7 protein-coding genes are annotated in these 24,534 nt (G+C 70.3%); 3 read left to right on the top strand and 4 right to left on the bottom strand.

Features of this window, described 5'->3' with window-relative positions; all coding sequences use genetic code 11:
* The first annotated feature begins 10 nt into the window (after window positions 1–10).
* From BLW40_RS10780 to BLW40_RS10770, 3 genes are read left to right on the top strand one after another with little or no spacing between them, the layout of a single operon-like run.
* Window positions 11–259 carry an acyl carrier protein gene (locus BLW40_RS10780; RefSeq protein WP_074768425.1) on the top strand — a complete coding sequence of 83 codons (249 nt, stop codon included), beginning with the start codon at window positions 11–13 and terminating at the stop codon, window positions 257–259.
* Window positions 237–1,454: a beta-ketoacyl synthase N-terminal-like domain-containing protein gene (locus BLW40_RS10775; RefSeq protein ID WP_074768423.1), complete on the top strand. Its 1,218-nt coding sequence runs from the start codon at window positions 237–239 to the stop codon at window positions 1,452–1,454. Before BLW40_RS10780 ends, BLW40_RS10775 begins: the two co-directional genes overlap by 23 nt.
* Window positions 1,454–2,209 (top strand): enoyl-CoA hydratase/isomerase, encoded by a 756-nt coding sequence (locus BLW40_RS10770; protein ID WP_074768421.1) that lies wholly within the window; start codon window positions 1,454–1,456, stop codon window positions 2,207–2,209. Before BLW40_RS10775 ends, BLW40_RS10770 begins: the two co-directional genes overlap by 1 nt.
* A gap of 37 nt (window positions 2,210–2,246) precedes the next feature.
* Here BLW40_RS10770 and asnB read toward each other — a convergent pair whose 3' ends face one another.
* From asnB to BLW40_RS17405, 4 genes are all read right to left on the bottom strand, one after another.
* A complete protein-coding gene (gene asnB / locus BLW40_RS10765; RefSeq protein WP_074768419.1) occupies window positions 2,247–4,217 on the bottom strand; it encodes an asparagine synthase (glutamine-hydrolyzing) in 1,971 nt (656 codons plus the stop codon).
* 28 nt (window positions 4,218–4,245) lie between these two features.
* A complete protein-coding gene (locus BLW40_RS10760; protein WP_244511139.1) occupies window positions 4,246–4,500 on the bottom strand; it encodes an acyl carrier protein in 255 nt (84 codons plus the stop codon).
* 66 nt (window positions 4,501–4,566) lie between these two features.
* A complete protein-coding gene (locus BLW40_RS10755; RefSeq protein ID WP_139305566.1) occupies window positions 4,567–5,535 on the bottom strand; it encodes an acyltransferase domain-containing protein in 969 nt (322 codons plus the stop codon).
* 14 nt (window positions 5,536–5,549) lie between these two features.
* Complete coding sequence (locus BLW40_RS17405) at window positions 5,550–24,533, bottom strand: non-ribosomal peptide synthetase (protein WP_074768413.1); 18,984 nt, start codon at window positions 24,531–24,533, stop codon at window positions 5,550–5,552.
* Window position 24,534 lies beyond the last annotated feature (1 nt).

Below are 24,534 nucleotides of genomic sequence, written 5' to 3'. Positions count from 1 at the left end.
GGGGAGAGAGATGGACAGCGATCAAATCCTGGACCTGCTGACCGCCGAGATCGGCGAGGTGGTGCCCGATCTGGCTGGGCGGTCCTTCACCCGCGCCGAATCGATGGCCGAATTGGGAATCGATTCGATCGAGCGCAGCGAAATTCTGATCAACACCCTGGAGAAGATCGGGCTGGTGCTTCCCCTGGTGCAGTTGCACGGGCCGCGCAATCTGGGTGAACTGGCCGATCTGATCCATGCCAAACTCGCCGCCGCCTGACATCGTTATCAGCGGGATCGGCGTCGCCAGCGGTCTGGGCTATGGCAAGGCCAGCCTGATCGAGGGCTTGCTGGCTGGGCGCGACGTCTTTGGAATCCTGGCCCGGCCGGGGCGGCAGGCTCAGGACGGCTCGACCGCCTTTATCGGGGTCGAACTGGACGAGCCGCCCGCGATCCTGTCGCCTCGGGTGGCGCGCACCGCCGGGTTTGGTGCCCGGGTCGCGATGGCGGTGCTGGACGAGGCTTGGCGCGAGGCCGGTCTGGACGCGGTCGATCCCCTCCGCATCGGGCTGGTGGTGGGCGGCGCCAACCTGTTCTCCCGCGACTATCTGCTGATGGCGCAGCAAACCGCCGGGCGTCTCGCCTTTGTGCCGCCGCGCGCAGGCCATGTCTATTTCGACAGCGATCTGGGCGGGCTGGCCGCCAGCACCTTCGCCATTCGCGGTTTCGTCCACAGTGTCGGCGCGGCCTCGGCCAGCGGCGCGGTGGCGACGATGATGGCGGCCGAGGCGGTGCGGTCGGGCCGGGTCGATGCCTGTATCGCGTTGGGGGCGATGCAGGACGTCTCCTATCTCGATCTGCTTGGCCTGCGGGCGTTGGGCGCGATGGGCTCGGTCCGTTTCGGCGGCCAGCCGGGCCGAGCCTGCCGACCGTTCGATGCCGATCACGACGGCTTTCTCTTTGGCGAATCCTGTGCCGCCCTGGTGCTGCGCCGAGGCTGCGATGTCGGAGCGGGCTATGGCACCCTGGTCGGTGCGGCGGCGGTGGCCGATGGCCAGCGCGGTCCCGAGCCCGATGGCGCCGGTCAGCGCCGGGCCATTCTCCAGGCGCTGACCCAGGCCGGACTGACCACCGCCGAGATCGACTATGTCAACGCCCACGCCACCAGCACGCCGAAGGGCGATGAGGTCGAGGCGGCGACCCTGCGCGATCTGGGACTGGGGCATGCCTGGGTCAACGCGACCAAATCGGTTCTCGGCCATGGCCTGTCCGCCGCCGGAGCGGTCGAACTGGTGGCGCTGCTGCTGCAAATGCGGGCCGGGATGCTGCATCCCACCCGCAACCTCGACAATCCGCACGAACCGGAATTGCGCTACGTGCGGGGCGAGGCGCAGCCGCATTCGATCCGCCACGCGCTGAAACTGTCGTTCGGGTTCGGCGGCACCGATGTCGCGCTGGCGATCCGGAGCCCGTGATGACCTTCGAGACACTGACCGCCGAGACTCGCGACGGCATCTGCACCGTCACGATGACGCGCGAGCATAGCGGCAACGTCCTCTCCGCCGCCTTGCTGGCCGAGCTTGACCACGTGGTGGCGCGAGCCGAGGCGGCCGACGGCCCGTCCGTGCTGGTGCTGACCGGCGGGGCCCGGGTGTTCTGCGCCGGGGGCGATTTCCAGGCTTTGGCCGAGGGCGACGGCATTCTCGATCCCGCGCCGCTTTATGCGCTGTGGCAGCGTCTGGCGACGGGGCCGTTCGTCTCGGTCGCGGTGACGCGGGGGCGGGTCAATGCCGGGGGAGTCGGGCTCGCTGCCGCCTGCGACATCGTCCTGGCCGAGTCCGGTGCCAGCTTCGCGCTGTCGGAATTGCTGTTCGGCCTCTATCCCGCTTGCGTGTTGCCGTTCCTGATCCGCCGGGTGGGGGAGCAGCGCGCCCATTACCTGACCCTATCGACCCAGCCGGTCGGGGCCGAAACCGCGCTGTCGTGGGGGCTGGTCGATGCGATCGAAGACCCGGTCGAATCGCTGCTGAGGAAGCATCTGCTGCGCCTGAAGCGGCTGTCGAAGCCCGCGATCGCCGCCTACAAACAATATCGCGCCCACCTGTCGCCAAGTCTCGACGCGGCGCGTCCGGCGGCGCTGGCGGCCAACCGGGCGATGTTCGACGATCCGGGTCTGCGGGCCGGAATCCGCCGCTATGTCACCGAGGGGACGTTTCCCTGGGAGGGTTAACACCAAATCCCGATGAGTGGACCTCATAAGGATTTGGTTAGGCGGCGCTGCGCAGATCGACGAGGTGCGTCGGCCGCAAGGCCGGGCGGGCGATATCCTGGCCGGGGACGCCCTCGCGGCGGACGAAGAACCGGTGCAGCAGGACGATCGACAGCAGGAACAGAAAGGTCTGGTTTTCCTTGGGGCTGATCTCGGCGGCGGGGCGGCTTAACACCTTGGCGGTGAGGCGGCGGGCGAACCCGGCATCGAGGAAGGGCAGACCGGCCAGTTCGGTCTCGGACTGGACGAGGTCGAGATAATCCGGCCGGGCGGCGGCAAAGGCGGCGACGTCGGGGGCGCGATAGGGGAATTTGCGCTTGTTGACGACGCAGGCGGGCAGTCCGTCGGCAAAAGCCCGGCGCAGCAGCCGCTTTTCGTCGAAACCGTCGTCGAATCTGAGGTTGCTCGCGTTGGCGGCGTCGATCACGCCGGGATCGAGGAACGGGCAGCGATTTTCGACGCCATGGGCCAGCGCCGGGCGGTCGCCCTGGGTCGAGAGCAGATAGCCGGGCAGCAGCGTCTTGTATTCCAGCCATTGCGCCCGCTGAACCGGGCTCATCGCCGCCAGTTCGGGGTGGGCCTGGACCAGGGCGGTGATCGGGCCGAACGGATCGCCGTCCGGTTTCAGCAGGCGGGCGGAGAAGCGGCCGTTCTGGAAGCGGAGTTCGTGCGAGAACAGGCCGGGCATCCGCTCGGTAGAAAATTGCTGATACAAGCCGGTCAGCGCCACCACTTCCTGCGGGCCGTAATGATCGAGGTGGGGATAAAGCCGTGCCAGTATCTGGCTTCGGGTCGCTTCGTCAAAGCTGTCCCAGCGTCCCCGCACCTGGGTTTCCTTGAACAGATCGTAGCCGAGGAAGGCTTCGTCGGCCCCTTCGCCACTGAGAATCACCTTGATCCCGGCCTCGCGGGTCAGCTTCGACAGCAGGAACATCGGGACGAAGGCGCTGCGGAAGGCGGGGATTTCGCTGTGATAGACCGCCGCCGGACAGGCATCGGCGATCGCGGCGCCGTCGATCCTGAGAGCGTGGTGACGGGTGCCAAGCGCCTCAGCCACCGCGTTCTGCTCGGCCGATTCGTCCAGGGAGGGATCGTCGAACGTCACCGAGAAGGTGGCGGGGGGGCGGGGCGAGAGGTCGGTGGTCAGGCGGGCGACAATCGCGGAATCGATGCCGCCGCTCAGATAGACCCCGACCTCGACATCGCTTCTGAGCCGCAGCCGCACCGATTCGGTCAGGCGCTGGTGGATCAGTTCCTGGGCCTCGGCCTCGGTGGCGGGGGCCGTGTCGGTGGCAAAGCCCAGCGGCGCATAGGTGTGGCGGCTGACCGCGCCGCGCCGGACCTCCAGCCACGCCGCCATCGGCAGGGATTCGATGCCGCGAAAGCCGCTTTGGTCGGGCAGCGGGGTCCAGGTCGCCAGGATCGAGGCCAGTTGCGCCGGGTCTTGCTCGAACGCGAAGCCGGGCACCGCCAGGAACGCCTTCATTTCCGAGGCGAACAGCAATCCGCCGCCATGACGGGCGAGAAACAGCGGCCGCTTGCCGAAGCGGTCGCGCGCCAGCACCAGCCTCTCCTCGCGCCGGTCGTAGAGGGCGAAGGCGAAGCCGCCATTGAGGCGGGGCAGGCAGGCGGCATCCCAGGTCAGCCAGGCCTGGAGCAGCACCTCGGTATCGCAATGCGTCGCAAAGACGACGCCCAGCGCTTCCAGTTCGGCACGCAGTTCGCGGTAATTGTAGATCTCACCGTTATAGGCCAGCCAGAACCGCCCGCTCGGGTCGCTCATCGGCTGGGCTCCGTCGGCGATGTCGATGATCGCCAGCCGGGCCGCGCCCAGCGCCCAATCGTCGCCAACGACCGCCCCCAGCCCGTCGGGGCCGCGATGGCCGATCCGGTTCAGCATCGCTGCGACGATGTCGGGCAGCGCGCCTGACGGCTGATTGGTTCCGACCAGCCCGACTAGGCCGCACATGGGCCGACACCAAGGGGGCCGACACCGGTCATTGCTGCGCGCCTTGGGCCAACTTGGCGGCGACGGTGTCGCGGATCTGGGTCAGGCTGACCAGCACGTTGCCGGTCATCTCGGCCTCGGTGAAGTGAATGCCGAATTCGCGTTCGAGAAAGCGGCAAAGATGGACATAGCCATAGGAATCCATCACCCCTTCCTTGAACAGATTGCTGTCCTCGGGAAAGCTGTCGTCGAATTCGATCAGGCATTGCTCTTCGATAAAAGCGCGGATCTTATCCATGGGCATTCGACCATCGTTTCAGAGGGCGGGAGCAAGCATACCCTGGAACTTCCGGCCTGTCTTGAGCCAGGATCACGCCGCGAGGTGGCGCAGCGCCGCCAGCGTCTTGTGCAGGCGTTCGCTATCGCCGCCGAACGGCGACAGCACGCTGAACAGCCGGGACTGCGAGCCCTTGGCCAGGGTCTGGCGGAACAGCGCGGCCAGGGTGCCCGAGGGGCTGAGATCGACATAGACCGCGCCGCCGCGCGCCTCCAACTCAGCCAGGGTGGTTTGCACGTTCATCGGCTGGCGGACGATCCGCCACACCAGATCGGGACTGGCCGGACCGGTCGGCGTGCCGGTGCAGCAGGACCAGACCGGCCAGAACGCGCTTTCGCGGCGCAGCCCGGCGGTGGCGGCGCGGCAGGACTCTTCGACCGGGTCGATGAAGCGGGAATGAAAGGGATAGGGGACCGGCAAAGGCTGGAACAGAATCTCGCGCCGTCGCAATTCGGCGGTGACCGCCTCCAAAGCTTCGGCCGGGGCCGACAGGACGAAATGGGTGTGCGAGGTGACCCCCGCCACTTCGCTCAAGGATTGCAGCAGCGGGCTTTCGTCGTACAGGGCGGGCGAGGCCAGCACCGCCACCATCCCGCCCGGCGGGCAGGCGGCGCGGAATTGGGCGGGCTGGTCGGCCACCGCCGCCAGCGCGGTCTCGAACGGAATCATTCCGGCGACGCTTTGGGCGACGATCTCGCCCAGGCTGACCCCCAGCAGCGCGTCGGGGCGCAGGCCGTGATGCTGGACCGTCTTGGCCAGGGCGTATTGGACCAGGAACAGCGCGGGATGAGTCTCTTCCAGCCGGTCGAACGGCTGGCTGGGGCGATGGAGGCCGCCGTAAATCGCCTCTCGCACCGAAAAGCCGTGACGGGCCGCGACCAGCGCGTCGCCCGCTTCCATCCAGTGGCGAAACACCGGCTCGTCCGCCATCAACTGGGCGGCCATGCCGTAATATTGCGCGCCCTGACCGGCGAAACAGAACATGACGGGAAGGGGTGGCACGGGCGTCGGTCCTGTTATCGGGACGGGGAAAGCGCGATGTCGCTCGCGGCCAGGGCGGCGTCGAGACGGGCGGCGCAGGATTCGAGATGGGGCGGCCGCAGCAGCGAATCGTGGTCGCCCGCGACCGGCAGGACGGTTAATCCGGCGGCGGCCAGGGTGCGCCAGGCGGTTGGGGCCGCCGCGTCTCCTCCGCCCGCCCGCAGCAGGGTCAGCGGGACGTCAAGCGGCGCGGGGACATAGGCCATCAGCGCCTCGTTCTGGGCGCAAAAGGTCGCGAACAGCGGATGCGACCGCACTTCGTCTCCGGGCAAAAGGACGTCTGTGCCGCCCAGCACGTCGCGGCGGAACGCCCGCTCGACCGGGTCGCCGTCCCCGCCCGCCAGGGCGGACTCGAAACGGGCGATCTCGGCGGGAAGATAGCTGTCGATCAGGCAGAGCAGGGAGACCGTCTCGCCGTTCCGGTGCAGGTGCCGCGCCATCTCGAAGGCGAGCACGCCTCCCATCGACCATCCGGCCAGACGATAGGGGCCGTGCGGCTGAAGCCTTTGCAGGGCGGCGACATGGCGGGCGGCCAACGCGGGCAGATCGGCGGCGGGCGGCGACCCGTCGGCTTCCAATCCATAGACCGGCACAGCGGGAGCGAGACGGCGGGCCAGATCGCGATAGCAGGTCACGGTTCCGGCGGCGGCGTGGACCAGGAACAGCGGCAGTCGCGCCGTGCCCCGGGCCGGGCGCAGCGCCACCGGTGCGCCGCTGTCGGCCGGGTGGTCGGGACGTCCGGCCCGCAGCACTGCAGCCTGTTCGGCCACCGTCTGGGCGGCCAGGATGTCGGCGGCGGCGGGACGCCAGCCGAAGCTGCGGCCAATCTCGTTCAGCAGCCGGACCCAGGCGAGGGAGTGACCGCCGCACAGGACGAAATCGTCGTGGATGCCGATGGTGGCGGGCTCGCGTCCCAGCACCCGCGCCCAGATTTCGACCATTTGCCGCTCCAGCCCGTCCTGGGGGACGTCGCCGGTGATCACGGCGCGGGCCGGTTCGGGCAAGGCGGCGCGGTCGAGCTTGCCGTTGGCGGTCAGCGGCAGTGCCGTCAGCCGCACATAGGCGGACGGGAGCATGTGAGCGGGCAAGCGGGCGGCCATGTGGGCGCGCAGGGCGGCTTCGTCCCAGCTTTCGCCGAAGGGAACGGCGTAGGCCAGCAGCCTGCCGTCGGGACGCGCCACCACCGCCGTCTCGCGTAGGCCGAACCCGGCCAGGGCGGCTTCAACCTCGCTCAATTCGACGCGGAAGCCGCGAATCTTGACCTGATCGTCGATCCGGCCGTGAAAGGCGACCCTCGGCTCGTCGCCCGGACTCCACGCGCCCAGGTCGCCGGTGCGGTACAGCCGCCCCCAGCGGCTGTCGATAAACCGTTCGGCGGTCAGGTCGGGACGGTTGTGGTAGCCCAGCGCCAGCCGGGTTCCGCCGACATACACTTCGCCGATCACCCCTTCGGGCACCAAAGCCCCGGCGGAATCGAGGATCAGCACGCGGGTGCCGGGCAGGGGACGGCCGATCGGAACAGCGGCACCGGGTGGCACGGTCGCCTCGACCGCGTGGGTGAGGCAGGTGATGGTGGCCTCGGTCGGACCATAGGCGTTGAGCAGTTTTACGCTGGCCAGCGGGCCGCGTTGCCACAGCCGCACGGTGTCGGCGGACAACGCCTCGCCGCCGACGATCAACAGCCGCAGCGCGGGCGGCGGCGGTACGTCGCCCCAGGCCAGCAGCACCTCGCGCAGATAAGCAGGCGGCAAATCGGCGACGCTGACCCGCTCCTCGCAGAGGACCCGGGCCAGATCGTCGGGGCTCCAGGCCGGGCAGGTCCGCATCAGCACGCGGGCCCCGGCAACCAGGGTCGGCACGATCTGCTCCAGCGCGGTATCGACGAACTGGGGGGCGAAATGCAGCACCCGGTCGGCGGCGGTCAGTCCGAATTCGTGGGCGATCGCGCCGACATGGTCGGCCAGCGCGCGGTGCGACACCACGACGCCCTTGGGCGCGCCGGTCGAGCCCGAGGTATAGATCATGTAGGCCGGATCGGACGGACGCGGCCCCGATCTTGGACGGCGGGCCGGGCGGGCGGCGATCGCCGCCGCGTCGCGGTCAAGGTCGATCGAGTCCGGCGCGGCCAGGGTGCCGGACCGGGTGACCACCGCCTTCGCGGCGCAATCGGCCAGCATCGCGGCCAGTCGGGCGGGCGGCGCGTCGATGTCGAGCGGCACCCATACCGCGCCCAGGGTCAGGCAGGCGAGCAGGACGACTATGCTGTCGGCCTCGCGCCCCAGCGCCACCGCGACGCAATCGCCGCGCCGCACGCCGTGGGCGCGCAGATGGCGGGCCAGCCGGTTGGCGCGGCGGACGAGGCGGCGATAGCTCAGTTGTTCGTCACCCGCCTGGACGGCGATGGCGTCGGGATCGGTCTTGGCCCGGTCGGCGATCCAGTCGGCGACCAGACCGGACCGGCGGGCCAAAGCGGGCGGGTTGCTGTGCCGTCCCAGCAGCCGCTTGCGCTCGGACGGGGCGATCAGGTCGAGATCGCGCACCCGTTCCTGCGGGTGGCGGGCCATCGCCTCGGTCAGGCGGACGAAGCGGTCGAGCAGGCATTCGATCGTGGCGGGATCGAAGCGGGTGCCATCATATCCGGCGACCAGCCGCCAGCCATCGCCGACTTCGTGGATTTCCAGCCCGAACAGGCTGTCGCCGGGCTGGCGCAACGCGGGCAGGAAGGCGGCGTGGCCGCTGCCGGGCGGCAGCGGGGCGGCGGCGGCCAGCGGGAAGTTCTGATAGGCGAAGCTGATCTGATAGGGCGGCTCGCCCGGGGCCGACCGGCTGAGATCGCGGGCGATCGCGGCAAAGGGAACGTCGCTATGGTCAAGCCCCTCGATCAGGCGGGACTGGACCGCGCGGACCAGACGGTCGGCGCGGTCGCTTCCGCTCAGTCCGACGCGCAAGGCGATCATGTTGACGCAATAGCCGACGGTGCGGGCGAAGCGCCGTTCCGGACGGCGCAGGGTGGGGACGCCGATCACGATGTCGTCGAGCCCGGTATGACGGTGGATCAGCGCCGCCAGCGCCGACAGCAGGAACGCCGCCGGGCTGATTCCCAGCCGCGTTGCCGCCGCCTTGATCGGGCTGGTCCGCTCCGGCTCGATCCGGCGTTCCAGGCTGCGGCCATCAATCGCCGCGCCGGGTTGGCCGGGGCGGTCGGCGGGCAGCTCCACCACCGGCAACGGCCCGGCGAGGTGCCGCCGCCAATATTCGGCCTGGGCCACACCGGCGGGAGAGGCGGCCCGCTCGCGCTCCCACGCCGCGAACGCGCTGAAATCGGCTCCGTCCGGGGCGACCGGCTCCAGCCCCTGGGCCAGTCGGCCATAGGCATCCCACAGCGCCGCCGCCACCACGGCACCCGACGCTCCGTCGAACACGATATGATGGACCAGCAGCAGCAGGATCTGGCTGCCGCCGCCCAGCGCGCCGCCATGCAACAACTCGATCCGGCAGGGCGGCCCGGCACCAAGGTCGAACGGCCGCAGCGAGCGGGTGCGGGCGAAATCGACCGGGTCCATTCCCTTGGGCAGTTCGACCCGCTCCAGCGGGCGAGCGACCGGCTGAGCCACCAGAGCGGGGGCGTCGCCGGGATCCTCGACCCGGGCGGTCAGCACCGGATAGGTCTCGAGCAGCCAGCGGCAGGCCCGCTCCAGCAGGCCGAGATCAATCCCGTCGAGGCGGAAGGCGAGCGGCACGTTATAGACGACGCTGTCGGGATGGAGCGACTGGACCACCCACAGACCCTTCTGTCCCTCGGTCATCGCGATCCGCCACGGCCCGGCGGCGCGGACGGGCGGCGGCGGGGCGCTCTCCGGCCGCGCTTGCCCGGCCAGCCACGCGATCAGACCGGCGGGGGTTTCGGCCTGTTCGACGGCGCGACGGTCGAGCCGGATGCCGGTGGCCTCTTCGACCGCATAGCCCAGCCGCAACAGGATCATCGAGTCCAGACCCAGCGCGGCAAAGCTGGCGGCGGGATCGAGTGCCGTCACTCCCAGTTCGGCGGCGAGGCACCCGGTGACAAGGGCGGCGAGGTCGGTGCCTTTGCGGTGCGCCTGCCGGGGCGGCGGCAGCCACGCCCGCTCGCGGGCAAAGGGATAGGGCGGCAGCACCAGCATCGGTCCCGCCTCGTCGCGGTCAATCTCGTCGGGATCGGGCGCGCCTTTCGTCTCGGGCGGGTCGCCGGGCCGGGCGCGCTCCAGTTTGGCGGCCAGATCGTCGCGGTCGGACGCCACCACGCACATTGCGTGCTCCATCGTCTCGCGGCCCAGGCGCAGGGTGGCGGACAGTCGGGCCAGCGACAGAGCGGGGGTGGCGCGGACGAAGGCGGCCAGTCCGCGCAGCCGCTCAGCCAGTTGCTCGGGGGTACGGGCCGACACCGGGAACCGGCGCGGTTGGCGGGGTTCGGGGGCGCTTTCCCTGGCCCAGGCCGGGGCTTCCTCGATTACCAGATGGACGTTGGAGCCGCCTGCGCCGAACGAACTGAGCGCGGCGCGGCGCGGCTGGACTGTGCCGCCGATCTCCGGCGCGGGCCAGTCGGTGTTCTCCCACACCGGGCGGAAGGGCGAGGCGGCGAAGTCCAGCGCCGGATTGAGCCGGGCCGGGCGCCGCGTCGCCGCCAGCCGGTGGTGCTGCAATTGCAGCAGCACCTTGGTCAGTTGGGCCAGACCCGACGCCGCCTCGGCGTGGCCCATATTGGATTTGACCGCGCCCAGGGCGACGCTGCCATCGGCCCGGCCCAACCGGCGAAAGGCGCGGGTCAGCGCCCGCAACTCGATCGAATCGGCCAAGGCGGCCCCGTTGGCGGCGGCCTCGACATAGCCGATCGTGGCGGGATCAATCGCGGCGGCGCGGATCGTCTCCTCGATCAGCCGGGCCTGGGCGTCGGCGCTGGGGACGCCGAACCCGGCGGAATGGCCGCCATGATTGGCGGCGCTGGCCTTGATCACCGCCAGCACGGCATCGCCGTCGCGCCGCGCGTCGGCCAGCGGCTTCAACAGCACCGCTCCCACCCCCTCGGCGGGAAGATAGCCGTCGCCCTCGGCGAAACTGCGGCTGTCGGGGGCGCTGCCGACCAGCCCGGCGCGGCTGAGGCCCTGGTACTTGGCCGGGCCGAGCGACAGGTTGACCGCCCCGGCGACGGCCAGTCGGCATTCGCCCGCGCGCAGGCTCTGGACCGCCTGATGCACCGCCTGAAGACCGGACGAGCACATCGAATCCACCGCGACGCTGGGGCCTTGCAGGTCGAAGACGAACGACACCCGGTTGGCGATCGCCGAATAGGAGGCCAGTTGCACCAGCGCCTTGCTGTCGGGATCGGTGTCGAGGGTGCCGTAATGCTGGTACATCGCGCCGACGAACACGCCAACTCTCGATTCGTAGCGCTCGCGGCGGCGGGCCTCCGTCTCGCCCGCCCGTTCCAGTAGATCCCAGACGGTTTCAAGGAACAGCCGTTCCTGCGGATCGGCCAGGGCGGCGGCACGGGGCGAATAGCCGAAGAAAGCGGCATCGAAGCCCTCGATGTCGTCCAGGAAGCCGCCCCATTTGCAATGGCTGGTCCCCGGCTGTCCCTTGATCGGCGAATAAGCGGGGTCCCAGCGGTCGGGGGGGACTTCGCCGACAAGGTCGCGCCCGTCCTCCAGCGCCGCCCACAGCGCCTCGGGGCTGTCGGCACCGGGATAGCGCCCGGCCATCGCGACGATTGCGATATCGCCGGTCTGAATCTGGGCCTGGGTCGGTACGGCGGGGGGCGCCGGCTCGGGCCGGGCCGCGTCGTCGCCGAGTGCCGTCGCCAATTGGGCCAGGGTGGGATGCTCGAACAAGATCGTGGGCGGCAACGGCCCGACCTGACGCTCCAGCGCGGCGACGATCTCCAGCGCCGACACCGAATCGACGCCGAAACGGTCGATTGTCGCGTCGGGGGCGAGCCGGTCGGGAGCGATCCTCAGCACCTCGGCGAAGCAGGCGGTGACGAGGGCGAGCGTGGCCGGAGACGGGGACGGGGACGGGCTCGCCGGGGCCTGCGCGCGGATTGGGGCGGCGGGCGGGGCCGCGTCCAGCATCGCGTTGATCCGGGCGGGGTCGCCCTCCAGCACCAGCACCTGATCCTCGCCCGCATGGCCAAGCAGGGCGTCGAACCCGGCCAGACCGGCCGCACTGTCGAGGGGGCGGATGCCGGTTGCGCGCTCGATCGCGGCGATGGTCTCCGCCCCCTGGCGCATGCCGCCGTCTTGCCAATAGGGCCAGTCGATCGACAGGGTCCGGCCGTGCCGCTCGCCCTGCGCCACCAAAAGGTTGCGGTGGGCGGCGAAGGAATCGAGATAGGCGTTGGCGGCGGCGTAATCGGCCTGCCCCGGATTGCCGAGCGCGCCCGAGGCCGAGGCGAACAGCGCCAGGAAATCAAGCTTAAGCGACGCGGTGGCGGCATCAAGCGCCAGGGTTCCGGCGACCTTGGGGGCAAGGACGGCGCGCAGATCGGCCTCGCTCTTGCGGATCAGCAGGCTGTCGCGGGTGATCCCGGCGGCATGGACGATCCCGTCAAGACCGCCGCGCTTGGCAACGATCTCGGCCACCAGCGCCGCCATCGCGGCCCCGTCGCCGACGTCGGCTTGACGATACTCCACTCCGACGGGGCAATCGGCGGGGGCCGAGCGTCCGACCAGCCACAGGCTGGCCTTTGGGGCGTGGCGACGGATATGGGCGCAGAGATGGCGGCCGATGCCGCCCAATCCCCCGGTAATCAGATAGGTTCCCTCCGCCCGCCACGGCGATGGCGCGGCGGCGGCGGGGCGCAGGCTTTGCCAGTGGCGGACCCGGCGCTCGGCCCCGCGATGGCGGATCTCGGCGTCGCCGCTGGCCTGATCGGCGCGGAGCCGCGCGGCGGCATCGGGGTCGGACAGATCGAGCGCGACCGTCTGGGTAAGGAGGCCGGGCCGTTCCAGCCGGGCGCAGCGCAGCAATCCCGCCAGTCCCTCGTGGCGGCTGTCGGGTGGCACCACCAGTTGGACCAGGGCGCTCTCGGGGCGGCGGCGGAACAGGGCCTGGATCAGGTCCAGCAGCCGGGCGGCCTGATCGGGATAGGGGGCGGGGGCCAGCGTCACCACCTCGGCCGGAGCCAGTGCCTCGGTCAGCCCCGCCACGGCCGTGGCGGGCGGCTCGACCAGCACGACCAGCCGGGTTTCGGCGAGCGGGAGCGCCCCGGGGGCGGCTGCGCGTTCGCTCCAGCGGGGGGCAAAGAACAGCGGCAGGGCCGGGGCGGCATCGACTGTCCGGGGCGTGGCGGGCGTGGCGGCGAGGGGCAGTCCCGGCACCCAATAGCGTTCGCGGGCAAAGGGATAGGTCGGCAGCGCCAGACGGGTGGGAACCGGCCCGACCCACAGCGCTCGCCAGTCGATTTCGGCCCCGCCGACCCAGGCGGCGGCGAGTGTCGCCGCCTCGCCCGTCGCGACCCGGCCCTGGCCGCGTTTGGCCCGGCCGCGCACGCCGTCGCCGCGATCAAGCGCGGCGATCAGCGCCTCTTTGCTATCGGCAACGATCGCCAGCCGCTCCTCGAACCCCTCGCGCCCGGTCTGCAAGGTCCAGGCCAGCGCGGCCAGATCGGCCTCCGCCAGCCGGTCGAGCCGGGCGCGCAGCCGCGTTGTCGCCTCCGCCAGCCGGTCGGGATCGCGGGCCGACAATACGAAGACGTGACGGCGCGGCGGCTGGACCGGCTGGGGCGGCGGTAGATACTCTTCAACGATCACATGGGCGTTGGCCCCGCCCGCGCCAAAGGACGACAGCCCGGCCCGACGCGGTTCCTCGCGCTCGCCTCGGCGGGGCTGGGGCCAGGGCGCGGCCTGCTGCTGGACGACGAAGGGGGTTCGGGCAAAATCAATGCCGGAATTGAGCACCCGCGAATGCAGCGACGGCACCAGGGTGCGGTGGCGCATCTGCAACAGCACCTTAGCCAGCCCGGCGATTCCGGCAGCGCTTTCGCAATGGCCGATATTCGACTTCACCGACCCGATCGCGCAAAAGCCGGTGTCGGCGGTATACGCGCCAAAGGCTCGGGTCAGCGCGGCGATCTCGATCGGATCGCCCAATTTGGTTCCGGTGCCGTGGGCTTCGACATAGCCGATCAGGCGCGGGTCGAGGCGGGCGGCCGCCAGCGCCCGGCCGATCACCGCCGCCTGCGCCGCCGGATTGGGGACGGTATAACCGTTGGTGTGGCCGCCATGGTTGAGCGCGCTGGCGCGGATGATCCCCAGGATGCGGTCGCCGTCGGCTTCGGCCTCGGCCAGCGGCTTCAACAGCACCGCGCCCACGCCTTCCCCCGGCACATAGCCGTCGCCGCCTTCGCCAAAGCTGCCGCAACGTCCCGATGATGACAGGAAGCGGCCCTGGGCCAGGGCCAGATATTTGTTGGGGTGCAGCGTCAGGTTGACGCCCCCGGCCAGCGCCATCCGGCACGATCCGGCCCGCAGCGACTCGCAGGCGAGATGCAACGCGGTCAACGACGACGAACACATCGTATCGACGGCGAGGCTGGGGCCGTGGAAGCCGCAGAACGACGACACCCGGTTGGCGATCGAGGCGGCCGAGCCCGACAGCGCCAGCGGTTGACCGGCCTGGGTCCGCTCGGCTCCGTACAACTGGTATTCCTCGTACATCACCCCGACGAAGATTCCGACATCGCCGCCATCCATCGGGGACGCGGCGCGGGGCAGGCTGGCGCGGGTATAGCCCGCATTCTCCAGCGTTTCCCAGGCGCATTGCAGGAACAGGCGGTCCTGCGGGTCGATATAGTTCGCCTCGCGCGGGGCGATGTTGAAGAACAGCGGATCGAAGCACTCGACGCCGTCGAGAAAGCCGCCCCATTTGCTGTTGGTCTTGCCCGGGATACCCGGTTTCGGGTCATAGAAGCGGGCATGGTCCCACCGCTCGGCCGGGATTTCGGTGATGCCGTCAAAGCCCGATTCGAGCCGGTGCCAGAATCCATCGAGATCGTCGGCTCCGGGAAAGCGCCCGGCCATCCCGATGATCGCGATCGGGGTCTCGGCGGCGGCGACCAGCGGCGCGGCGCGGGCCGGGTCGGGCGGAGTGTTGCCGCCCGCAGGCGGCGGGGCCAGTGGCGGGGGCGGCGGAGGGGGCTCGGCTCCGCCCAGCAACCGGACCAGGGCGTCGCGATGGTGGGCGAGGAAATAGCCGCTCAAATGCTCAAGGGTGCGGTATTCGAAGAACAGCGTCTTCGGCAACGGACTGAAATCGGCTTCCAGCGCGTCGGTCAGCCGGACGATCATCACCGAATCTATGCCATAGGCATCAAGCGTCGCCTCGGCTTCGACCTCGGCTTCGGCGACATTGGCCTCGCGCGCGACCAATCCGGCCAGATGGGCGAGGGTGGCGGCGCGAAGCCCGCTGTCGCTCTCGCTCCGGGCCGTTTTCTTCAATTCGCGCAGCGAGAAGCCGGAGAGGCGCTGGCAGAGCCGTCCGCTGTCGTCGGCGAGGTCGATGTCGAACCGGTGAACCTGAGCGCTGCTCTCGGCCCGGCGGACAAAGGCCCACATCGCGGCTTGGGTGGGGGCGAAAACCTCGGCTTCATCCAGACCGAACGGGATCGCCGTACTGGTGCCGCCCTCGGCGGGGAACAGGCCCAGCACGGCCTGGAAGGCGGCATCGACGATGCTGGGATGTAGCGCGAACGAGGTTCCCGCCGCCGCGTCGGGCAGGCGGATTTGCGCCAGCACCGCCCCTTCGCCGACATGCAAGGCCGCCAGCGCCCGGAAGGCCGGGCCATACTCCAGCCCCAACGCGCGGAAGCGCCGGTACAACGTCTCGACATCGAGGCTGTCCGGGCAGCGTTGGCGCAGGGCGGCGAGATCGAGCGGAGCCGGAGCGGGCGCACCGAGCGGCGCGATCAGTCCCAGCATGTGGGGAATCGAATCGGGGCCGCCGCTCAGCAGGCGGACGGCAAAGGCACCGTCCTCGGCCGGGCCGAGCGGCAGTGTCGCGGTGACGCTGCCCTGGTCCAGCCGCAACGGCGATTGCCATACCACCCGGCGCAGCACCACCGGGGCGAATCCGGCTCCGGCGGCAAAGGCGGCGCGGGCCAGTTCCAGCCCCATCGCGCCGGGAAGGAGGCGGGCTCCTCCGACCCGGTGGTCGCGCAGGACGAAATCGTCGCAGGACAGACGCCAGGTGAAGGCCCCGCTTTTCCGCACTGCCGCTGCCGATCCGGCGAAGCTGGCGTTGATGTGGTAGCTGTCGCGGGCGAAGGGATAGGTCGGCAGGCGCAGCCGTCGCCGCCCGTTTCCCGCCCGCGCCGCCCAATCGACCGTGTCGCCTGCCAGCCAGCGCGTCGCCAGCGTCGCCGCAGGCAGGGACGGATCGAGCGGCGCGCCCGCTTTGTGTCCGGCCTCCAGCTTGGCCGTGTCGCCGGTCTCTCCGTTCAGGAAGGCGGTCAGCCGCTCCCGCAATTGCGCCAACGAGTCGATAGCCGCCGCCCAGCGGACCCGCATCGCGTCCCGCCCAACCTGAAGGGTGTAGGCGAGATCGTCGAGGTCGGTCTCGGCGATCCTGCCCGAGGCGACCACCTCCAGCAGATTGCGGGCCTGATCGCGCAGCCGGTCGCCGTCCCGGGCCGACAGCACGATGACGACCGGGCCGGTCCGGGGCCGGGCCGGGGCGGGGGGGTGTTGGTAATGCTCGAGGATCACATGGGCGTTGACGCCGCCAAAGCCGAAGCTGCTGAGCCCGGCGCGGCGGGGCAGCGGGCGGCCCTGGCCGTCCGTGGCCGGTTGCCACGCTTCGGCGGCGCGGACGATGCGGAACGGCCCGTCGCCAAGGTCGATATAGGGGTTGATTTCGGCGCAATGGAGGCTGGGGGCCAGGGTGGCGTGCTCCATCTGCAACAGCACCTTGATCAGCCCGGCGGCTCCGGCGGCCAGTTCGAGATGGCCGATATTGGTCTTGACCGAGCCGATCCCGATCCGGGCGCCCGTGGTGTCGCGGAAGGCCGCTTTCAGCGCGTTGATCTCGACCGGATCGCCAAGCGGGGTACCGGTGCCGTGGGCCTCGATATAGCCGATGGTGGCGGGGTCGAGCCCGGCGCGGGCCTGGGCCTCGCGCAGCAGGTCGGTCTGGGCGGCGGTGTTGGGCGCGGTCAGCGAATTGGCCCGGCCGCCGTGATTGACCGCCGATCCCCGCACCAGTGCCAGGATCGGGTCGCCGTCGCGTTCGGCCTCGGACAGGAATTTCAGCACCACCATGCCGACGCCTTCGCCCCGGACATAGCCGTTGGCCTGGGCCGAAAAGGTTTTGCAGCGGCCATCGGGCGACAGCATCCCGGCCTTGGCGAAATTGATGTGGGCCTCGGGGGTGACGATGGTGTTGACGCCGCCCACCACCGCCATGTCGCAATCGCCGCCCCGCATCGCCTGAATCGCCCGGTGCAGTGCCACCAGGGTGCTGGAGCAGGCGGTTTCGACCGGCTCGCTCGGGCCATGCCAATCGAGGAAATAGCTGATCCGGTTCGGGCCGATCGACGGCACCGCTCCGGTCGCGACATAGCCCTCGGCCCCGGTGTCGTCGCCGATGATGTCGCGATAGCCGCTGGACGAGGTGCCGACGAACAGGCCGACGCGGCGACCGGCGAGGCTGCGCGGGGCGTGACCGGAATCCTCGATCGCCTTCCACACATGCATCATCACCAGACGCTGCTGCGGGTCCATCAGCTTGGCTTCGCGCGGGCTGATGCCGAAGAACAACGGGTCGAACTCGAACACGCCCTCGATGAAGCCGCCCCAATGGATGTTGGTCTTGCCCTGCTCGACCTTGGGGTCGCCGTCGAAGGCCTGCCAGTCCCAGCGGTCGGCGGGAATGCGGGTGATGCAATCCTGCCCGTTCTTCAGATTGTCCCAAAAGGCGTCGCCGTCCCGCGCCTTTGGAAAGCAGCAGGAAAAGCCGACGATCGCGATCGGATCGCCCGCGTCGGGGGCAGGCGCGCGCGGAACCGGGGCCGAGGCGACGACCGCCGGAATCGGCGCGACCCGGAGCGGGGCGGCGGGACGGGGCGCGGCCGGTTTGGGCTGGCGCGGCACCGTGACGCTGCCCGCGATATGGCGGGCCAGCCGGTTCAAGGTGGCGAATTCGAAGAAGTCGGCCGGGGTCAGCGACAGGCCCAGCTCGGCGTTCACCTTGGCGGCGAAGCCGGTCATCGTGATCGAATCAAAGCCGAATTCGCCCAGTTCGGCGTCGGGGTCGAGCACCTCCGGCCCGACCTCCAGCACGCGGGCGGCGATTTCGGTCAGGGCCGCCCGCGCGGCGGCGACCGGATCGGCTTCGTCGCTCCGCTCCTCTTCCACGCTCTCTTCGACCGGTTCGGGCTGGGGCGTCGGGGGGAGTACCGCCGCGACCGGCTGGGGGGCGGCGACATGGTCCGGCCAATAGCGGGTCTCGGCCAGCGGATAGCCCGGCAGATCGACGGCGCGGGGCCGGGATTCGCCATAGAGCAGGGTCCAATCGACCGGGAAGCCCTTGGCCCAGACCTCGATCAATCCGTCGGCGCGGCCGCGTCCGGCCAGCCCGGCGATGGCGCGCGCCACCTCGGCATCGCTTTCCAGCACCGACACCGCGCTCCGGCTGCGGCGGACCCGGCCGAGATGAAGGGCGGGATCGTCGGTTCCGGCCAGGAAGGCATCGAGCCGCAGCGCCGCCTCGGCGGGCGACCCGGCGACGAAGCCGAGCCGATGCTCCAGCGCGTCGCGGCGGGTTTGCAGGGAAAAGGCGATGTCGGCCAGATCATGGCGGTCGAGCATCCCGCGCAGATCGAGCGCCATCCGCCGCAGCGCCTCTTCCGACTGGGCCGACAGCACCAGCAGGGCCGGGCCGGGGGACGCGCGTCCCGTCTGCTCCGGTTCGGGCGGCATTTCCTCGATGACGACATGGGCGTTGGTGCCGCCAAAGCCGAAACTGCTGATCCCGGCGCGGCGGGGCAGGGGCCGCCCCGCGCCATCGACCGGCGGACTCCATGGCCGGGTCTCGCGGATCACCTCGAACGGGCTGTCGTCGAGCTTGAGATAGGGGTTGAGCCGCTCGCAATGCAGCGTCTTGACCAGGGTGCCATGCCGCATCTGCAACAGCACCTTGATCAGCCCGGCGATCCCGGCGGCCAGTTCGAGATGACCGATATTCGATTTGACCGAGCCCAGCCCGCACGCCATCGCCGGAGCCGGGCCAAAGCGGCGTTCGGCGTCGCGGGTCAGATCGGCGAAGGCGGCGCGCAGCGCTTCGACCTCGATCGGATCGCCGAGCGGGGTGCCGGTGCCGTGGGCCTCGATATAGCCAAGCGTTCGGGGGTCGAACCCGGCGCGAGCATAGGTGGCGCGCAGCAGGTCGGCTTGGGCGCGGGGATTGGGTGCGGTCAGCGAACTGGCGCGGCCGCCATGATTCTCGCCGCTGGCGCGGATCACGGCGGTAATCCGGTTGCCGTCGCGTCTGGCTGCGCTGAGGCGCTTCAGCAGCACCAGACCGACGCCTTCGCCGCGCGCATAGCCGTTGGCGGCGTCCGAGAAGGTCTTGCAGCGTCCGTCCGCCGCCAGCATCCCGGCCTTGGCGAAACCGATGAACGAATCGGGCAGCAACAAGGTGTTGATGCCGCCCGCGATCGCGACCTCGCAGGTGCCGTCGCGGATTGCTAGGGCGGCGCGGTGGAGGGCGACCAGCGCGCTTGAGCAGGCGGTCTCGATGGCGACGCTGGGGCCGTGCAGGTCGAAATGAAAGCTGATCCGGTTGGGGCCGAGCGACGGGGCCAGACCGGTCATCGCATAGCCTTCGATCCCCGCCCCGCTTTGGGCCAGCAGGCGGCCATAGCCGGTATCGGCGATGCCGATGAACACCCCGGTATCGGTTCCGGCCAGTTTGCGGGCGGGAATCCCGGCATCCTCGAACAGCCGCCACGCCTGGGTCAGCAGCAACCGCTGTTGCGGGTCGATCATCCGCGCTTCCGGTGCCGACAGGCCGAAGAATCCGGCGTCGAAGCGGTCGATTCCGTCGATGAAGCCGCCCTGGGCCAGGGTGCCCGCTGCCTGCCAGTCCCAGCGCTGGGACGGAACCTCGCCGATGCAATCGCGCCCCGCTTCCAGGTTGGCCCAGAAGGACGAGACGTCGGCGGCCTGGGGAAAGACACCGCTAAAGCCGATGATCGCGACCGGATCGTCGGCGGCGGCGGGCGGGGTCGCGCGCGCAATCGCGGGGGTGGCGAGGGTGACCTGAACCGGAGCGGGCGTCGGCGTTACGACCGGGATGGGCGTTACGACCGGCGCGATTCCAAGCTGTTCGGCCAAGCTTGCGCCGTTGCTCGCGCTCAGATGGGCGGCCAGCGCCGCCAGGGTCGGGTATTCGAAGAACAGGGTGGGGGTCAGGTCCAACCCGAAGCGGAGGTTGAGGGCGTTGGCGAATTGGGTAAACCCGATCGAATCGAAGCCATAGGCGGTCAGTTCCTCGTCGCTGGCGAGGTCGGCGGCCGATACCTTCAATTGGTGGGCAGCGGCGCCGATCAGCGCCGCCAACAGCTTTTCCTCGAGGCCGGGCGGGGCGGCGGCCGGACCGGCGGCGACGGTCGCGGCAGGTTTGGCGGCGGGAGGCCCCTCCATCCGGCGGCGCAACCGCTCGGCATCGCCCGCCAGCACCAGCAGGCGCGGCTCGCTCCCGACCAGGGCGGCGGCCAAGGCGGCCAGTCCCTCGGCGGTGCCGAGCGGCACCAATCCGGTGGTGCGGGTCATCATTGTCCGCGTTTCGGCGTCGATCGTCATCCCGCCCTCGGCCCATAACGGCCAGGCAATGGCGACGGTGCGGCCATGGACCAGACCGGCGCGGCGGCGCACCTCGCGCGCGGCGGCGAAACCGTCGAGGAAGGCGTTGGCGGCGGCATAATCGGCCTGACCGAAACTGCCCCACACCCCAGCCACCGACGAGAACAGCACGAAGAAATCAAGCGGCGCATCGCCCAGGGCGCGGTCGAGGTGAAGGGTGCCATCGACCTTGGGGGCCAGCACCTCGGCCAGGGTCGCCGCACTCTTGCCCGCGACCGTTCCGTCGCGCAGCAGCCCGGCGGCATGAATCACCCCGTCCAGCCTGCCGTCGCGGCGGCGGATGTCCTCGATTAGGGCGGCGACCGCGTCGGCATCGGTCAGATCGACCGGGACGAAGCGGACCGCCTCCCCCTGAGCCGCGAGCCAGCCCTGCGCCTCTTCGCCAAGGCGGCGTCCGGCCAGCACCACCACCGCCTGTGGCGCGGCGGTGCGGATGGCGCGGGTCAATTGGCGGCCCAGCCCACCCAGCCCGCCGGTAATCAGATAGACCTTGCCGTCCCGCCACGGCGGCGATGCCGGGGCGGCGGCGACGTCCTCCCATCCCTCCTGCCACAGCGTTCCGTTTTCCAGCCGCAGCCGGGCTCCGGCTCCGGCTAGGGCGGCCTCCTCCAGCCGTGCCGCGACCAGTGCGCGGTCGAGCCCGGCGGGCACGATCACGACCTGTCCGCCGATCTTCGGCCGCTCCTGGGTGGCGCTCCGCAGCAGGCCCAGCGCGCCCGACAGCGGCTCGCCGGCGGGATCGTCGGTGCAGACCAACTGCACCAGCCCGTCGGCCCCCTGCATCTCGGCCAGCAGCGCCGTCGTCACCAGGGCGTAGCGGGTCTCGAGCGGCACAGCCGGATCGGCGATGTCGTCGGCCCACAGAACCCGGCGGGCGGCGGGCGGCGCGCTCATCGCCCGGAGGGGCTGCCAGCGCGGGGCGAAAGTCAGCACGCTTTGCGGCTCGGGCAGGCGGGTGGCGAACCCGCGCAGCCGCACCCGCACCGTGCCGTCCTCGCCGATCAGGTCGATATCATGGCTGCGGACACGCAGGGCGGCGTCGGACTCGGCGGCGGGGCGAAGATAGGCCCACATCACCGGGGCCAGCGCTCCCACCGGCTCGACCCGGTCGATCGCGAAGGGCAGGGCGGCGCTGTCGCTCGGCCCCTCGGCCAGTGCCATCCCCAGCGCGGACTGGAAAGCGCCGTCGAGCAGGCTGGGATGCAGACCGAACGACTCGAGCGACCCGGCCAGCGCGGGCGGCAGGGTCAGACGGGCCAGCACCTGGGGACCGGGACCGATCGACAGATGCTCGATGGCGCGGTGACCGGGGCCGTAATGAAGCCCCATCCGGTCGAAGATCGCATAGACCTGTTCGGCGCTGTAGTGCGCGGTCTGGGCCGCCTCCAGAGCGGCGAGGTCATGGCGCTCTCCCGGAGCGGGGGCGGCAAAATCCAGCCGGATCTGGGCGTGCAGGATGTCGTCGCGGCCCAGGATTTCGATCCGGGCGGCGGCGCGGTCGAGCCTGATCTCGATCTCGGTCGGAGCGGTCACGCTCAACGGCCTGATCCACACCACGTTGCGGAGCGCGCCCACGGTCAGACCGGCCCGCCCCGCCGCCGCCCGCGCCAGTTCGAGATAGACGACGCCGGGCAGCACCGGCGTTTCGCCCAGGCGATGGTCGGTCAGGAAGACTTCGCGTCCGGTCAGCCCGACGCGCCAGCGATCGGGGCCGCTTTCCTTGAGCGGCGGCAGACCGACCCGTTCCGGGGTCGCTGTCGCTGTCGCTTTCGTCTCCGTCTCCGCCACCGGCAGCCAGAAGCGCTTGGACTCGAACGGGGTCGGTGGCAGCGCCAGCCGATGGCGGCGTCCCTCGCTCCACAGGCGCGACCAATCGACAAAGTCGCCCGCGACCCAGCGGGCGGCGATCCGGGCGGGGTCGCTGTCGGTAATCGTCGAGACCGAACGGCGCCGATCCGGCGTGCCGTAGGCGATGCCGTGGTGCGATCCGGCGACGAAAGCGTCCATCTGCCGGGCCAGATCGGCCGCATCGCGGACGACGAAGGCGACGCGGACGGAGAGGGCATCGCGGCCAGTCTGAAGGGTATAAGCGAAATCGTCGAGATCGGCGGTCGCGACCAGGGGGCGGAGTGCGGCGACGAGGCGGCGCAATCCGTCCTCACTCCGCGCCGACACCGGCACCACCAGCGGGCGGGGACCGGGGGCCGGGGCGGTGGCCTTGGCCGGGCGGTATTCCTCAATCACCAGATGGACGTTGGCTCCACCAGCCCCGAACGAACTGAGACCGGCGCGGCGCGGCATCTCGGCTCCGTCGATCACCGGGCGGGTCCAGGGCCGCGCCTGATCCAACAGACGGAACGGGGTGCCGGTCAGGTCGATCAGCGGGTTGGGCGGCTCGCAATGGAGCGAGCGGTACTGGGTGCCGCTGCGCATCGCCAGCAAGATTTTGATCAAACCGGCCAGACCGGCGGTGGTTTCGCTATGGCCAATGTTCGACTTGATCGAGCCCAGGCCGCAATGGGGCTGGGCGGCGGGGGGAAGGCCACGTTCGGCGTACAGATCGGCGAAGGCGGTCTTTAGCCCCTCGATCTCGACCGGATCGCCTAACCGCGTTCCGGTGCCGTGACATTCGACCAGGGTGACGCTGCGCGGGTCGATCCCGGCCTGGCGGTGAGCGTCGGCGATCATCCGCGCCTGGGCGGCAGGATTGGGCGCGGTCAGCGAGGTGGCGGTGCCGCCATGATGCTCGGCGCTGGCCAGGATCACCCCCAGGATCGGGTCGCCGTCGCGCTCGGCCAGATCGAGACGCTTCAGCAGCACCGCGCCCACGCCGTCGGCGCGGGCATAGCCGTCGGTGTCGCGGCCAAACGGGCGGCAGCGGCCGCCCGGCGACAGCATCCCCAATTGCGAGAACAAGATGTGCTGCTCGGGCGACAAAATCAGGTTCGAGCCACCGGCGATCGCCATCTCGCACCCTTCATGGCGGATGCTCATCACCGCCCGGTGCAGGGCCACCGCCGCACTGGAGCAGGCGGTGTCGATCGCCTGACTGGGGCCGTGGACGTCCAGCAGGAACGACAGCCGGTTGGGGCAGAAGCAATGACCGAGCCCGGTCATCTTCTGGGCATCCATCAACCCGGCCCGATTGATCATCGCGGTGTAATCGAGCAGGTTGATGCCAAGGAACAGCCCGACCCGCTTGCCGCTCAATCCCCCCGGCGCATAACCGCCGCGTTCGATCAGCGACCACACGCATTCGATGAACAGACGGTGCTGCGGGTCGATCAGCTCGGCCTCGCGCGGCGCGATGTTGAAGCTGGCGGCATCGAACCGGTCGATCCCATCGACGAAGCCGCCCCATTTGACCTGAGTGAAGGGGCCTTGGCGCGGATCGCCCCACACTGCCCGCCAGTCCCAGCGCTCGGGCGGCACCTCGCTGATGCAATCGTCTCCGGCGGCGAGGTGACGTTCCAGCGCGTCGAGGTCGGGGCTTTGGGGAAAGCGTCCCTCCATCGCGATGATTGCGACAGGGGCGTTGCCGTTCCCCGTCTCGGCCCGGACCGGGGCCGGACGGCGGAGCGCCCGGTGACGGCGCAGCCAGTCGCCGATCTCGGCTGCGTCGGACGAGACCTGAGCCGGGGCTGGTGCTGGGGGGGCGGGCGGCGGGTCGCGGCGGGCGTAATGGGCCTCGATCGCCGTGCCGTGGCGCTGGCGCAGAATCCGGGCGAGATCGTTGAGGTGGCGGGCTTCGAAAAAGGTGGTGGGGGCTACCGAGATCCCAAACACCCGCGAAATCTGCACCATGATCTCGGTGATAGCGATCGAATCGATGCCGAAATTGGCCAGATTTTCGGTGGGGAGCAAGTGTTCGACCGGCATCCGCAACGCGGCGGCGGCAATCGCCACCACGTCGTCTTCCAGGCGATTGTCCACCACCCCCGGGGCGGTCGCCGCCGCCGCCGCGGGGCGGTCGGCGGCTGGGGCAACGACGCCGATGCTCGCCATCAGCTCCTGCTCAAGCAGGCGGCTCATCGCATCGGCCATGTCGGGGGTGGTGGTCTCGGTCATC

This window comes from Magnetospirillum fulvum (genome assembly GCF_900108475.1).
GTDB classification, from domain to species: domain Bacteria; phylum Pseudomonadota; class Alphaproteobacteria; order Rhodospirillales; family Magnetospirillaceae; genus Phaeospirillum; species Phaeospirillum fulvum_A.
The sequence above is the reverse complement of the archived record's forward strand: the minus strand, read 5'-3'. Positions and strand labels throughout refer to the sequence as shown.